An 11,952-nucleotide genomic window follows, 5' to 3' on the forward strand; every position below is an offset into this window, starting at 1 on the left:
GCTACCCTGGAATAAAAAACAAGATTTATAGTGTCGATGCTAACTTTCAAATGAAAAAAGAGGGCTAGAAGCTCTCTTTTTAAATTCTTGGTGGCCCGGGGCGGAATCGAACCAGGACCGAGGATGCCTGACTCTGCTTTAGGCTAATGCCCACTTCATTCGTAGTGAGTCCACATTCTTAGGATTCGAACCGTCTTCTCCTTGCGCAAAATTTCATAAACTAAGCGATGTTGAATATTAATTCTGCGTGAGTAAGCCCCTTTTAAATCACCAACCAACTTCTCATAAGGTGGCGGATTTTGGAGAGGGTCTACTTCTAAAATATCCAGTAAAGTCTGGGCTTTATCTTTAAGACCTGCGGCAGATAGTTTTTTAGCATCCTTAACGGCATATTTGGAATAAGCTAAATTCCAAGTCACCACTTCAATGCCCTTTTACTTTTAGTAATAGGCTTAGCCATTGACTCTTTAATTGACTCACGCATTCCTGGAATTGCCAATAGATAAAGCGTCTCCTGAATAGCACTCCAATCTTCTTCAGAAACTAAAACAGCATTTGCTCGCTTACCAGAAATGACTACTGGCTTGTGTGACTCTGCCGCCTGATCAATTAAACGGTAGAGACCTGCTCGAGCTTCACTTGCGGTTAATGTGGTCATGATTTCACTCCTTTTCAATATAGTACGCAAAAGCGTACGCTTTGTCAAGTGGCCATCTCACCCACCCGACCAAAAGAAAATGCCCTGCACGAAGCAGGGCATTATTTGAGTTTGGTGGCCCGGGGCGGAATCGACCAGGGTCCAGGATGCCTGACTCTATTTCCAGCTTTTAGCCTGTTGAGATAGATGCTTCTTAAAGATTGTGGCTATTGGAGATAACTTTTTGCCTTTGGGACTCACAAGGTGCCAGCTTGATTCAATAGGAAATTCTTTACATTTCAATATGGCAACCTCTTCTTGGTCAATCTTATCACCAAGAGAATACTTGGATAGAACTGCGATACCGAGACCACCTATAACTGCCTGTTTAATTGCCTCATTGCTCCCTAGCTCTAACCTAACATCAGGCTTGAACTTTAGTCGCTTAAGGTGAGCATCCGTTGCCATTCTTGTACCAGAGCCCTTTTCTCTAAAAATAAACTTTTCACTCTTAAGCGCACTGATATCAATATTCTTTTTTTTGGCAAAAGCATGATCTTTTGGGGCAACTAATAACAAAGGGTTGGGCATAAACACTTCATCTTCTATATCGAGATGAAGTGGTGGCTGGGACATGATGTAAAGATCATCCAAGTTTTCTTCCAATCTTTTCACTACACCATCACGATTGAGCACCTCTAGAGAAATATCGATTTGAGGATACTTCGCACAAAAAGTTCCCAATATTCTGGGAATGAAATATTTAGCGGTACTTACCACTGCTACTTTTAACTTTCCTCGTGTTAACCCTTTGACGCTATTAACTTGCTGTTCGAAAGAATCCCACTCCCCAGAAATCGCACGAGCCGTCTTAGCCAACTCATGACCCATTTGCGTTAAATGTACTTTCCTGGCTACCACTTCGTAGAGGGGCACTCCAACAGCATCCGTAATTTCTTTTAAGCCCATAGAGGCCGTTGGTTGGGTAACATGAACCATGCGAGCGGCCGCGCTAACGCTTCCAGTCTCAGCAAGAGCGAGAAATAGTCTTAACTGCCTAAAAGTAATATTCATCAGCATTTACCTATATATAAACGTATTAATATCGATTTTACTTTACATATAAATTTCCCTAAGATCGCCTCAAAGGACAATTTATGAATATCTTGCTAGATCCCACCATCCTCTTTTTCATCTTCGGCGTCTTTGCGGGCCTCGTGAAATCCAATTTAGAAATTCCACAGCCCATTTCTCGATTTCTTTCGCTATATCTACTGATGGCTCTGGGATTAAAAGGTGGATTTGCTTTAAACAAATCAGGCTTTACTCCTGAGATTGCTATTAGTCTTGGTCTGGCGATCACTTTAGCAATAGCCATTCCGCTATTGGGCTACAACTGTCTTAAATACAAACTAGATAAACTGGATGCCGCCGCGATTGCCGCTACTTACGGATCTATTAGTGCGGTTACTTTTATTACTACTACACAGGTCTTAGATCAAAGCGGTATTAGTTATGGCGGACACATGGCCGCGGCAATGGCCCTCATGGAGTCGCCCGCCATCATCATCGCCATCATTCTTGCCAACAGAATTCGTCAACAACGCTCAGGCAATGCCAGTGGCCACACTTCATTGGGCAAGATACTTCACGAATCATTTACTGATGGTGGGCAACTACTCTTATTGGGAGCCTTAGTAGTAGGGATCATTTCAGGTGATTCGGGCCATAAAGTCATGGCGCCCTTTTCGATTGATTTATTTAAGGGTTTATTAGCATTCTTCTTGCTCGATATGGGATTGCTTGCCGCCAAGAGTTTAGGGGAGCTCAAAGGCAAGCCTTCGGTGACTTTAGCTTATGCCTTCATCGCGCCGCCTACCCATGCGATGATTGCCTTGGGTTTATGCCATATATTTCATATCTCTCTGGGAGATACGATCCTTTTGATGATTTTGGCGGCAAGCGCTTCTTATATTGCGGTTCCAGCAGTATTGCGCCATGCAATGCCCGAGGTAAGTCCAGCCTTGTATATGGGCATGTCCCTTGGCATCACCTTCCCTTTAAATATTATCTTAGGCATTCCAATCTATAGCGCAGTAGCCAAATATTTTGTTTAAAAACATCCAAATAAAATGCCAACTCATCCAAAACCCTATTCTGGACTCAAGGCGAGTTTGCTAACTCAACATGGCAAAGAGTCGGTCATTTGTCCACAACTCCTTGACTCTAATGGCTTAGAAGTTGTCCATATCTCTGGGTATGACACAGACAAACTAGGTACCTTTACTAGAGATATTCTAAGATATGGCTCCCAACTAGATGCCGCCAGAAAAAAGGCTAGGGTTGGAATGGAATTATCAGATTCTATGCTTGGCATTGCCAGCGAAGGTGCTTTTGATAATGATCCCTATACGGGCATGCTTCCTTGGAATTACGAGTTAGTAGTTTTAATAGATGACATACGCAAACTTGAAGTTATTGGTTTTTTTGGCGGGCACGCTCAAAGCACCAGCCGGCAAGTATCAAGTTGGGATGAATTAAATGCGCTTCTTTCAGAGGCACAATTTACTACCCATCAATTAGTCGTTCGACCTGATGATGAATATCACCCAGAGTGTCGTAAAGGAATCAAAGATCTTGAGTCTTTGAAAGAAGCGTTCGATTGGGCAACTAACCTTTCAAAAAAGGGAAATGTATTTGTAGAGAATGATTTAAGAGCACATACCAATCCCACGCGTATGTCTAACATATTGAAGGCTACACAAGATCTCTCAAGAAAGATGAATTCTGTATGCCCAGAGTGTGAGTCGCCTGGCTTCTGGATCACAGAAAGAAAGAAGGGCTTGCCATGCTCTAGCTGTGAAGCGCTAACAAATCTGCCAATAGCTAATGTATGGTCATGCGTAAAGTGTGCGTACAAAAAAGAAGAAATGTTGCTGGATCAAATCAAGGCGGATCCATCAAAGTGCGATTACTGTAATCCCTAAATATATTTGTCGTTTAAAACGACATTGCCAACACAAAGATGAATAATTGACTTGTCCTTTTAAAGGACATTTGATGACCCTGATATCCCAATCTAGAGCCAGAGTGGTGGCATCCTGATTGACGGATTGACTCTATGGAAAGTGACCGACTACGCTAATAGCAAGGTAGAGGCGCCATTGAGGACTTCTAATAAAAATAGCCCAACAAGTGGGCTATTGTGAATCTTGGTGGCCCGGGGCGGAATCGAACCACCGACACAAGGATTTTCAATCCTCTGCTCTACCGACTGAGCTACCAGGCCAAGACTGAGAATTATAGCGGAACTGTTTTTAAGCTACACAAATGTGTGCAACTGTACTCAATCGCCTTGTATTTGCTTAATCCTACGGCAGTTAAGGATGTTTAATCCTGTTTAACGGTGTTCTGCTTTTCCTGCTTACGCAGATAATGCATTGCGTAAGTTTTGCTGTGCTTTCGTTACTTTTTGACGCTTTCTTTCGCTGTCTAACGCTCGGCTGACATTGTCTTTCTGCGTTTTTAATGCATCTAAGCGTGCTTGTTGCGGTGTAAGCGGACTTGTTTTAATCCTCTGTTCTATCTCTTTAATACGCATATGACTGTATCCCCTAAAAGCACAGTAGAAGTTGGCACAACAACAGAGCTTGTACCTACATTAGAAATTATTAAGGGCGCTGTAGAAGCGGGTGAATTGGACACGCAGTTAGAGCAAGTTAGTGGCGCTGTAGCTGCTGCGTTTAAGCATTAAGCGGGTAAGGGTGCTGCCGTATGCGTAGCACCCACCTCTTATTCAGTTATTTTTTGAATACTTCAGAGTGTGTACCAATGCGCACTAAGTACAACTCTTTTTCAATAATGCGGTAGATAAGCACACAGTCATTGGTAATGTGACAATCCCAAAAATCTTTGTATGTACCGATAAGAGAGTGGTTGGCATATTTTGCTGGTAATGCTTTGCCAGCAATGAGCAAACTCAACACCACCAAATATTCAGAGTGATTAAATTTAGGGCTTTGGACAATCCGCTTAAAGTCTTTGCCGTACTGCGTACTGGTAATAGGAACAAGCATTAAGGTGGCGTCTATTAGCTACGAGCTAATGCTTTATTCATTTCTGCTACGGACTTATGACGTTTTAATTTAGCACGTGTTTTTGGATTTTCAATCTCCTCCATTGCCGCAATAGTTTTTGTATTAGGCACACGCAAGTCAAACGGAATAGTGCCGTCAGTAGCCACACGCTTTAAGAATAGGCGTATAGCGTCGGAGACATTAAGTCCCATTGCTTCAATCACCTCTGCTGCGTCTGCTTTTACTTTAGCGTCAATTCGGCAACGCACGTCTGTAGTTAGCATTTTGTGCTCCTTTTTTTATATGCCGCTATTGTAGCTACAAATTGTAACAACGTCAAATCTATGCCCTAATGCGCTTTCACTGTCGTTTCAACACGACTACGTAAGCATTTCCAATAAATACATAAAAGGAGAGGTGCTATGCGTATGAATGAATTTATGAGGGACGAGGATAAGAATGAATTGCTACAACTGCTAAACCAATTCTTTGCCAGTAAGTTTGCTGCGCCACAAGCCCAACCCAACCAGCCCTCCCAACCCAAACTAACACCCCCGCCTAATAAAGCCATACCCTCACCAGCCTCTGCCCAACTCCCACAACAAAAAGCACCACCCCCACAAGCTAAGCCACCAACCCTTCCGCAAAAACTCCACAACGTACAGCAACGCAAAATGAATGCGCTTGCCAATCGCTATACCCAGTCCGCCTTAAAGCAGCAAGCCCAACCAACAGAAACAGATAAAGTGCTGGCATTGCGTAACGTAGCGCAGCAAAAGTTTGACAACAAGTAAGTGTCGTTTCAACACGTCACTTCGCTTAAGTGCGTTTATGCGTCAATATCAGCGGTATTTGTAGAAAATATATGCCGTGTAAAAAACATTGGCGATACGGAAGACAGGCATAGTAAAAATGGTTAAGCGTTGGCAACGTCATACGTTTTGAAATACGTAATTACGTTTTGCTACGCTACTTTTTATGTGAAGAAATTTTTAACGACTGTAAAAATATTCTGTGATTTTGTTTAGCAAACTTTGTAACTTACCAAACTCTAATCGCCCGCAAAGTATTATTCTATATGGCTCTGCCGTCTTACAGGATGCTTTTCAATCCTCTACTCTACCGACTGAGCTACCAGGCCAAGACTGAGAATTATAAATGAAACTGGGAATGGGCTTGCTAAATGTGCCTACTGTGGCCAACTCTGCTGGAAACCTTGTAAATCCTGTGGCAGTGGGGATATTCAATCCTGTGGGACGGTGGCGACTCATCATTTATATGACTTTTGTAAGGCTTGCTGTACCTTAGCTACCTTTTGCCTCTCCTGCTCTGCTTTAAGGGCTTATGAGCAACCACTAACCATCAACCCTTCCCTCAAAAGTCTCATTTGATGAATCTAAAAAGACTTCCTCTTCGCCCAAATTATTAGACGTCAAAATATCAAATAGTTCCGCATGCAATTCCTCATTGCCAATAAAGCAGTCGATAAACTTCTTTTGGGAGCTTACATCAACATCCTCGCATCGCCCCTCCTCCTGAACGGCCTCAATTTCCGCCTTTATTCGCCTCCAATTAGAGGCATTCAGATCAATTGCAATTTCGTTGACTGAGGCGATAATTTTAGAGACTATTAATTTCATATTTTGAGCCCTTAGAAGTCATAGCTCAACTTTACCAAGTTCTTGCTGTCCAGCCTTAATCTTTTGCCTGGCACGCTCAGCTTTTACAGCCTCTTGATCCCGCTTAACACGATCATTCATTGATTTAAGCCTGGCTTGCTCTGGACTTAGGGGTTTGATTGGGGCTATTTCATCGAACCTCATAATTAACTAATGAGTAGTGGTTGGTGTGGCACGTTATTGGCGCCGAAGATGGCTTTGAAGAGTGCGTAGGCTTGAGCTTGATTCTGTGCGTAGAGAATTGTTTCTACCCATATTCCTGCTGCATTGACTGTTGCCTTATATCGCCTCATATAGATATTTAGTGGCAAACTAATTTCACGTGTAAATTAAACAAATAACTAATAAAAGGATTAGACAATGGCAACTAAACAAAGTCTTTACGATAAAGCACTAGATATTATGCAATCCAACGAATCGCTTTATGATCGCTGGGAAAATGCCATCGCAGCCCACATGGCAAAAGAGTGGGCGAATGCCTTTGCTGTTGTCGCAAAAATATCGGGGTCAGATAGTCCCACCGTAATGGAGGTTGCAGATATGGGCTCTGATGAAATTCAAGATAACGCAAAGTTTTTAAGTGACCTACAAGAAGTTTTTAAGACGCTTGCAAAGGGGTGTCAACTTGATAATGAAGGCAATTGGATTTAGCGCACAAGGGCTAGCAAGCGTCTAGTTGCTAGACGCTTGCTAGTAAATCAACGTTTAAACCCACTCCTTAAGCTAGCACTTGCGGTTTCTATTTGAGCATCGAGCTCGCCAGCCTCTACCGCCGACTTGATGGACTCTAGCGCCTTTACCAGCTCTGGACCACTTGCTACTTCAACGCTAGGTTTGCCCTTTGCCAACTCTATTGTCCAACTTCCATATTTCACAGATACACAGACTTTGCCCTGCTCTGATTGGAACCACCAAGGCTTTAATCGCTTTGGCATTTCTACCTGCTTACGCAACCCCGTCTCTTTGTCTTTAATTGTTTTGAACTTTGTTACAACAAAGGGCGTGCCATCCATCTGACTCTTAGCTAGCTGGATCTGCTCCCATAGCTTGCTAGAAAGCTTATTTCTGCGAATCACGATTGCAGGCATATGGGTTGGTTTTTTAACTGCTACTAACTTTAAGTTACTTAATGCGCTCATTGTTTTCTCCTATGTAGTTAATGGGCATAAGCAGTTTGTTTTCGATCTGTTTATTTGGTCGACCTATTTTTGTCAATCCACTTCTTTTGCCGCATTTTGGACAAGAAATTAATGGTTTTTCTTTAAGAGAGATAAATATTTTTGCGAGTTGCTTGGTTACAAAGTAGATGTCGCAAGAAGAAAAAGAAGTCGCAAAGTTGAGTTTGAGTAGTTGCTAGTAAGTTACTCGTAGTAGCAAATGAGTAACTCTGACCAAGCAACACAACTTCGTAACTTCTCTTTTGAGATCTGCGACTTTTACTGCAACTGATCTCTTCTGATCTCTCTTGTAACCAACAAAGCAACTAGCAACGAGAACTCAATTTAGAACACAAGGAGAATAAAAATGAGAGAAATAGCAATCAGAGGCTTTATCAACGAGAAGTACAACACGCCATTTGGCAAAGGATTATTCAGACGAGCCATCTATAACGGCTCAGTGGAACTTCATAATCCAAACCAAAAGTATCTAGTTGACTTTTATGAATATGAACAATTTCAACATACTGCTAAAACAGATGATCAAATAAGAACACTTAAGAAATTAGACGCCTGCGGCATAGGCAGTACGCCAGATTTAGTGATGTCGTGGATTGTGCATTACGAACCGTTAACCAAATCAAAGGAACTTGTTGATGGCTATTGCATCTACCTACAAACAACAGGCGAGGTTCATATTGAAATTGACGATGTTCTAAATGGAACAAAAGATGAGTGGGACTTAAAAGCACATCATTGCAAAGCTGTAGGTGCAAATAAGCCCGTATTTGTTGCGACAAATGTAGATTTAAGCGCCAAGCAGTAATTTGCTAAGAACACCTCAAAAATGCCCTACAAGCAACGATCTTCAAGCATCACAGCGTCTAGTTGCTGGACGCCAATCAAACAGCGTGTAGGGCTTTTTTGACCCCAAAACCTAATTTGTCGTCTAAATCCCACGAATTAAGCGCAATTAGAGCTAAATACTTAAGAGCAAATTTGGTTAAGAAAATATACATTTTCTTATGCGGCGCGTAAGCCATTGATTCTTGGAAGAATTATTTTGGCAAATTTCGGTCGACCATTTGGCAATAAGAAAACACACTAATAGTGCTTTTTTATTTATGAAAGGTTTTACAAATGGCTCAAGCAAAAACTTTAACCCAAGCAGAACTAGATCAAGTGCTGCGTTATGTATCTACCAAAAAATATCCCGAACGCGATAGGGCATTACTAATGACAAGCTTTCTTGCAGGGCTTCGTGTTGCAGAGATCGCATCCTTAACAATGGGTGATGTTTTAAATACAGATGGCACAGTCAAGGCGGAAGTTCGTTTATCTGCCGAACAAACCAAAGGTAAATATCCGAGGACAGTTTTCTTATCCACTAAATTACGTGCTGAACTGGAGGAATATTTAAAAACTCGTCACGCAAAATATCCTGACATTCCACTCTTCCACACCAATACACGCCTAAGATTTACTGCTAATTCACTATGTCAGTGGTTCTATCACACCTATCGCAATGCGGGCATTAGTGGCGCAAGCAGCCATAGCGGAAGAAGAAACTTTCTTACCTCGCTTGCCTCAAAGGGCGTAGGTGTTCGTGTACTTGCAGCGCTAGCAGGACACCGCAATATTGCTGTAACGATGAAATACATTGACGCTTCAGACGATATGAAACGCAATGCGGTGGAATTAATTTAATCAATCCAACCGAGGCGCTGCCATTTAGCGAATCTCGCCTCGTCTTCAATATTAGGCTTCTCGCAAGAAAAGCCTAATTCCTTTAATAAACGCATTGCCTGGGTTCTGCTAAGTTTGCAATGAAAAGGCCATATTTCCAATAGCTCAACAACCATTGCTAGCGACCATTTATCTTTATCAAAACCATTGCGTAGTCCGCCTTTGCGCAACATTCTTTGTAACTTGTAATTTTCTTCCTTCTCTAAAGAACTAGGCCTACCTAGCGGAGTAGAGCGCCAACCCATCTTATTAACTTCATCCACTTTTGCCCAAGCAAATACGCTTTGCCTAGACACCTCCAAACGCCTGGCAACCTCTGATTGCGAAATTCCACGGCGCAGCATTCGTACGCCTTGCATGCGGCGCCCTTCCATGGCTTTGATTTTTCTCTTTGGCTTTTTAGAAATTTCTATCATTTTTCATTGAAAAATAGAGCTTGGCACAAAACAATTGATCAATTTTTTGTCAGTTATTAATGTAACACATAAAAGACATGATAGACAGCAAAGTCATTATTTATATGGCTTGAATTTTCGTATTTACTGTCAATAAAAATCATTCTCTAACCAACATGTCACAAAAAAATCGCAAAAATCTATAGTTCATACATCAACTCAGCAAGCAGTACGGCACCTTCGCCACAACCCGCTGAGCTGGTTCCTAAATGGAGGTATTACAAATGGCTAATACAGCTAATGCAGTAAAAGCAGCATTTCAACCAACAGCAGAAAACCTCGCCTTTTCAGGTGGACTTGTAACGCAACTAGATGGTTTAGTTGTAAAGCGTAAGCAGTGGGAAGCTACTGATTACAAAAAAGCTAATGAGGGTTTATATAGCTTATTAGCAAGCTGTCTAGACGTCTTCAACAGCAAGTTTGTTAATGCTAGCGATGACGACAAGAAAACCTTGCGCGGCGAATTAAAAAATCGCCTGATAGCAGATGGGGTTCGGGTACAACGCAATACAACCACCTTAACCATGTTCGTACGCTTTGTTTTTGGTTCTGATCGCAAACGTGCACACGGCTACACCTACGTGCTTAAAGCAGCAATTTCATATGACGTTACAGCAGCTAGCCTGCCAAGCTGGATTGTTGAGCAAGGCGGCATCGAAGAAGTTCGCAAGCGCATGATTGTTTCGGAGAAAGCTTTAGCAAACCGAACAGCTCTTGAAAGCGCAAAAGCCCAGGTTGTAGCCAATGTTGAACAAGCTTCTGTAACACCACTAGCGAAATTCAGTATGTCTGGTGTAAGCGGGGAATATGCCTTACTCCTTGCAAAGCCTTCACCTGATGGGACTGTCTCTATCGTCGGCGCAATATCTGACATCAACGAAGCTTTCTATAACGCATGTCTGCTAAAGATGGCTCGCGTTAAAGCAGCAGATAACGCTGAATCGCTAGCTCTTAGCAAAGAGGGCACAGATTTGTTAGCCGGTAGCAGTTCTATCGCCGCCAACGATTCTGTAACTCAAAAAGAACTGCTTGCAGCCTAAGCAGTAATTCAAGGGGGCGGGACATTCCCGTCACCCTTTTTAACTTCACTTACACATAGGAGGACATAGTGAAAACATCAGTCAAATATGCGCCAAAGATTTTGGGCGATGTGATTTACCCTAATTCAGCCGTCAGAACACGCATACAAGCATATATGTCAGGTCAATTAGAAGGCAACATCTTGTTATGGGGACCGAACGGTACTGGCAAAACTACCGTAGCCGATTTGCTCCCTTCATATATTAGTGGCGACGCTGCTTTTATTGAGACTCAAAGTTTTGACGAGATTCTCAAAAAAGATGATTTGCGCGGCTATATAGCAAATTCATGCAGCATTGCTAGCTTTTCAAACTCTAAGTACTTCATGGTCTTTCATGAGTTTGATAACGCAAAAGCCAATGTAAGCAAGTTCTGGACTGTTATCGAAGAGTACGCAGATCAGTTAATGCTCATCATCACCAGCAATGATCCGATGAACATTCACAAAAGTCTGCGTTCGCGTTGCGATGAAATACATTTCCCAGCTCTAACTGCTCGTCAAGTATTGCCTCGTGCGCTAAAGATTCTTGCGGCAGAGGGTGTCGATGTCCCTGAAAAACAAGTTCTGCATTACTTAACGCAGATCGAGCACTTTGGGGACTTGCGCAAGTATTTCGCTAAGTTAGACGAGATCATCTATCTCTTTAAAACAGGTGGGACATTTCCACCAGCGCCCAATGTCATTCTTAACAGCAACAAAATCAAGCTGTCTCTTGTTTAACTAATTATCAAGCGTCTAGTGACTAGACGCTTGATAAACCAATCTCATACTCAATTAATTTAATAAAGGACTTAAAAAATGAATAATCTCTCAAACAACACTATTCCTCACACGTCATCTAAAGCTCAAGTAAGCAAATTACAGCGAGTTCAAGATGTCTTTGCAATTGAAGTTAAAAATGCCATGTACCGTGGGGCCAAATTTAGCGGCGTATTAGAACTTGTAAACGGCACAGACAGTATTTGCAAACACAAAGGTACATATCGCGCTAACGCTAAATTAGCTTGGTTCGGACAAGAACTTAAAAAGCGCAATCCATTTATCGATCTTGCTAACGCAGAAGTCACCCTATTACCTTGCTATACAGGCGATGTCATTGCCTCTTTAGGTTAAGGAGGACT

At 42.2% G+C, this 11,952-nt stretch carries 20 protein-coding genes and 1 tRNA gene; 10 read left to right on the plus strand and 11 right to left on the minus strand.

The window, feature by feature from the left end; genetic code table 11:
- Window positions 1-155 precede the first annotated feature (155 nt).
- From ICN36_RS01640 to ICN36_RS01650, 3 genes are all read right to left on the minus strand, one after another.
- Entirely contained in the window at window positions 156-422 is a 267-nt protein-coding gene (locus ICN36_RS01640; protein ID WP_370623373.1) for a Txe/YoeB family addiction module toxin, read from the minus strand.
- On the minus strand, window positions 416-658 hold the full coding sequence (locus ICN36_RS01645) for a type II toxin-antitoxin system Phd/YefM family antitoxin (RefSeq protein ID WP_216226715.1): 243 nt from the start codon (window positions 656-658) through the stop codon (window positions 416-418). Before ICN36_RS01645 ends, ICN36_RS01640 begins: the two co-directional genes overlap by 7 nt.
- Window positions 659-814: 156 nt before the next feature.
- Window positions 815-1,711, minus strand: coding sequence for a LysR family transcriptional regulator (locus ICN36_RS01650; RefSeq protein ID WP_112236902.1), 897 nt, complete (start codon window positions 1,709-1,711; stop codon window positions 815-817).
- 83 nt (window positions 1,712-1,794) lie between these two features.
- Here ICN36_RS01650 and ICN36_RS01655 point away from each other — a divergent pair, with 83 nt between their 5' ends.
- Entirely contained in the window at window positions 1,795-2,754 is a 960-nt protein-coding gene (locus ICN36_RS01655) for a sodium-dependent bicarbonate transport family permease (protein WP_216226716.1), read from the plus strand.
- A 231-nt stretch (window positions 2,755-2,985) separates the two neighbouring features.
- Window positions 2,986-3,624, plus strand: coding sequence for a DUF6671 family protein (locus tag ICN36_RS01660; RefSeq protein WP_216226717.1), 639 nt, complete (start codon window positions 2,986-2,988; stop codon window positions 3,622-3,624).
- Between the two features lie 226 nt (window positions 3,625-3,850).
- On the opposite strand, the gene ICN36_RS01665 is transcribed toward ICN36_RS01660, so the two are convergent.
- Together ICN36_RS01665 and ICN36_RS01670 are read right to left on the minus strand one after the other, a co-directional pair.
- A tRNA-Phe gene (locus ICN36_RS01665) sits at window positions 3,851-3,926 on the minus strand.
- A 135-nt stretch (window positions 3,927-4,061) separates the two neighbouring features.
- Window positions 4,062-4,238: a hypothetical protein gene (locus ICN36_RS01670; RefSeq protein WP_216226718.1), complete on the minus strand. Its 177-nt coding sequence runs from the start codon at window positions 4,236-4,238 to the stop codon at window positions 4,062-4,064.
- Here ICN36_RS01670 and ICN36_RS01675 point away from each other — a divergent pair, their 5' ends adjacent.
- Window positions 4,239-4,391 (plus strand): hypothetical protein, encoded by a 153-nt coding sequence (locus tag ICN36_RS01675; protein ID WP_216226719.1) that lies wholly within the window; start codon window positions 4,239-4,241, stop codon window positions 4,389-4,391.
- Window positions 4,392-4,437: 46 nt separating this feature from the next.
- On the opposite strand, the gene ICN36_RS01680 is transcribed toward ICN36_RS01675, so the two are convergent.
- Together ICN36_RS01680 and ICN36_RS01685 are read right to left on the minus strand one after the other, a co-directional pair.
- On the minus strand, window positions 4,438-4,713 hold the full coding sequence (locus ICN36_RS01680; protein ID WP_215303927.1) for a type II toxin-antitoxin system mRNA interferase toxin, RelE/StbE family: 276 nt from the start codon (window positions 4,711-4,713) through the stop codon (window positions 4,438-4,440).
- Window positions 4,714-4,727: 14 nt separating this feature from the next.
- On the minus strand, window positions 4,728-4,997 hold the full coding sequence (locus ICN36_RS01685; protein ID WP_096673161.1) for a type II toxin-antitoxin system RelB/DinJ family antitoxin: 270 nt from the start codon (window positions 4,995-4,997) through the stop codon (window positions 4,728-4,730).
- A 138-nt stretch (window positions 4,998-5,135) separates the two neighbouring features.
- Between ICN36_RS01685 and ICN36_RS01690 the strand changes: the two genes are divergently transcribed.
- Window positions 5,136-5,507 carry a hypothetical protein gene (locus ICN36_RS01690; RefSeq protein WP_216226720.1) on the plus strand — a complete coding sequence of 124 codons (372 nt, stop codon included), beginning with the start codon at window positions 5,136-5,138 and terminating at the stop codon, window positions 5,505-5,507.
- 561 nt (window positions 5,508-6,068) lie between these two features.
- Here ICN36_RS01690 and ICN36_RS01695 read toward each other — a convergent pair.
- Both ICN36_RS01695 and ICN36_RS01700 read right to left on the minus strand, forming a co-directional pair.
- Window positions 6,069-6,353, minus strand: a complete 285-nt coding sequence (locus ICN36_RS01695; RefSeq protein ID WP_216226721.1) for a hypothetical protein — start codon at window positions 6,351-6,353, stop codon at window positions 6,069-6,071.
- 185 nt (window positions 6,354-6,538) lie between these two features.
- Window positions 6,539-6,685 (minus strand): hypothetical protein, encoded by a 147-nt coding sequence (locus ICN36_RS01700; protein WP_216226722.1) that lies wholly within the window; start codon window positions 6,683-6,685, stop codon window positions 6,539-6,541.
- 67 nt (window positions 6,686-6,752) lie between these two features.
- Here ICN36_RS01700 and ICN36_RS01705 point away from each other — a divergent pair, with 67 nt between their 5' ends.
- On the plus strand, window positions 6,753-7,043 hold the full coding sequence (locus ICN36_RS01705; protein WP_216226723.1) for a hypothetical protein: 291 nt from the start codon (window positions 6,753-6,755) through the stop codon (window positions 7,041-7,043).
- A 47-nt stretch (window positions 7,044-7,090) separates the two neighbouring features.
- On the opposite strand, the gene ICN36_RS01710 is transcribed toward ICN36_RS01705, so the two are convergent.
- On the minus strand, window positions 7,091-7,531 hold the full coding sequence (locus ICN36_RS01710) for a DUF6641 family protein (protein ID WP_216226724.1): 441 nt from the start codon (window positions 7,529-7,531) through the stop codon (window positions 7,091-7,093).
- 385 nt (window positions 7,532-7,916) lie between these two features.
- Here ICN36_RS01710 and ICN36_RS11990 point away from each other — a divergent pair, with 385 nt between their 5' ends.
- Together ICN36_RS11990 and ICN36_RS01720 are read left to right on the plus strand one after the other, a co-directional pair.
- Window positions 7,917-8,375, plus strand: coding sequence for a hypothetical protein (locus ICN36_RS11990; RefSeq protein ID WP_255531191.1), 459 nt, complete (start codon window positions 7,917-7,919; stop codon window positions 8,373-8,375).
- A gap of 314 nt (window positions 8,376-8,689) precedes the next feature.
- Window positions 8,690-9,256, plus strand: a complete 567-nt coding sequence (locus tag ICN36_RS01720) for a site-specific integrase (RefSeq protein WP_062306813.1) — start codon at window positions 8,690-8,692, stop codon at window positions 9,254-9,256.
- Here ICN36_RS01720 and ICN36_RS01725 read toward each other — a convergent pair.
- A complete protein-coding gene (locus ICN36_RS01725; RefSeq protein WP_216226725.1) occupies window positions 9,253-9,711 on the minus strand; it encodes a helix-turn-helix domain-containing protein in 459 nt (152 codons plus the stop codon). The two genes, ICN36_RS01720 and ICN36_RS01725, sit on opposite strands and share 4 nt — an antisense overlap.
- Window positions 9,712-9,974: 263 nt before the next feature.
- On the opposite strand from ICN36_RS01725, the gene ICN36_RS01730 reads away from it, so the two are divergent.
- The 3 genes from ICN36_RS01730 to ICN36_RS01740 all read left to right on the plus strand — a co-directional run bounded on the left by ICN36_RS01730 (window position 9,975) and on the right by ICN36_RS01740 (window position 11,944).
- Complete coding sequence (locus ICN36_RS01730; protein WP_216226726.1) at window positions 9,975-10,790, plus strand: hypothetical protein; 816 nt, start codon at window positions 9,975-9,977, stop codon at window positions 10,788-10,790.
- A gap of 68 nt (window positions 10,791-10,858) precedes the next feature.
- Complete coding sequence (locus ICN36_RS01735) at window positions 10,859-11,551, plus strand: AAA family ATPase (protein ID WP_216226727.1); 693 nt, start codon at window positions 10,859-10,861, stop codon at window positions 11,549-11,551.
- Between the two features lie 78 nt (window positions 11,552-11,629).
- Entirely contained in the window at window positions 11,630-11,944 is a 315-nt protein-coding gene (locus tag ICN36_RS01740) for a hypothetical protein (protein ID WP_216226728.1), read from the plus strand.
- The last annotated feature ends 8 nt before the right edge of the window (window positions 11,945-11,952 follow it).

The organism is Polynucleobacter sp. UK-Gri1-W3, from assembly GCF_018881595.1.
In the GTDB taxonomy this organism is placed as follows: Bacteria; Pseudomonadota; Gammaproteobacteria; order Burkholderiales; family Burkholderiaceae; genus Polynucleobacter.

Coding starts and splice junctions, on each gene's coding strand:
- ICN36_RS01645 (WP_216226715.1), bottom strand. CDS start 658: ATGACCACATTAACCGCAAGTGAAGCTCGAGCAGGTCTCTACCGTTTA.
- ICN36_RS01650 (WP_112236902.1), bottom strand. CDS start 1,711: ATGAATATTACTTTTAGGCAGTTAAGACTATTTCTCGCTCTTGCTGAG.
- ICN36_RS01655 (WP_216226716.1), top strand. CDS start 1,795: ATGAATATCTTGCTAGATCCCACCATCCTCTTTTTCATCTTCGGCGTC.
- ICN36_RS01660 (WP_216226717.1), top strand. CDS start 2,986: ATGGAATTATCAGATTCTATGCTTGGCATTGCCAGCGAAGGTGCTTTT.
- ICN36_RS01670 (WP_216226718.1), bottom strand. CDS start 4,238: ATGCGTATTAAAGAGATAGAACAGAGGATTAAAACAAGTCCGCTTACA.
- ICN36_RS01675 (WP_216226719.1), top strand. CDS start 4,239: ATGACTGTATCCCCTAAAAGCACAGTAGAAGTTGGCACAACAACAGAG.
- ICN36_RS01680 (WP_215303927.1), bottom strand. CDS start 4,713: ATGCTTGTTCCTATTACCAGTACGCAGTACGGCAAAGACTTTAAGCGG.
- ICN36_RS01685 (WP_096673161.1), bottom strand. CDS start 4,997: ATGCTAACTACAGACGTGCGTTGCCGAATTGACGCTAAAGTAAAAGCA.
- ICN36_RS01690 (WP_216226720.1), top strand. CDS start 5,136: ATGCGTATGAATGAATTTATGAGGGACGAGGATAAGAATGAATTGCTA.
- ICN36_RS01695 (WP_216226721.1), bottom strand. CDS start 6,353: ATGAAATTAATAGTCTCTAAAATTATCGCCTCAGTCAACGAAATTGCA.
- ICN36_RS01700 (WP_216226722.1), bottom strand. CDS start 6,685: ATGAGGCGATATAAGGCAACAGTCAATGCAGCAGGAATATGGGTAGAA.
- ICN36_RS01705 (WP_216226723.1), top strand. CDS start 6,753: ATGGCAACTAAACAAAGTCTTTACGATAAAGCACTAGATATTATGCAA.
- ICN36_RS01710 (WP_216226724.1), bottom strand. CDS start 7,531: ATGAGCGCATTAAGTAACTTAAAGTTAGTAGCAGTTAAAAAACCAACC.
- ICN36_RS11990 (WP_255531191.1), top strand. CDS start 7,917: ATGAGAGAAATAGCAATCAGAGGCTTTATCAACGAGAAGTACAACACG.
- ICN36_RS01720 (WP_062306813.1), top strand. CDS start 8,690: ATGGCTCAAGCAAAAACTTTAACCCAAGCAGAACTAGATCAAGTGCTG.
- ICN36_RS01725 (WP_216226725.1), bottom strand. CDS start 9,711: ATGATAGAAATTTCTAAAAAGCCAAAGAGAAAAATCAAAGCCATGGAA.
- ICN36_RS01730 (WP_216226726.1), top strand. CDS start 9,975: ATGGCTAATACAGCTAATGCAGTAAAAGCAGCATTTCAACCAACAGCA.
- ICN36_RS01740 (WP_216226728.1), top strand. CDS start 11,630: ATGAATAATCTCTCAAACAACACTATTCCTCACACGTCATCTAAAGCT.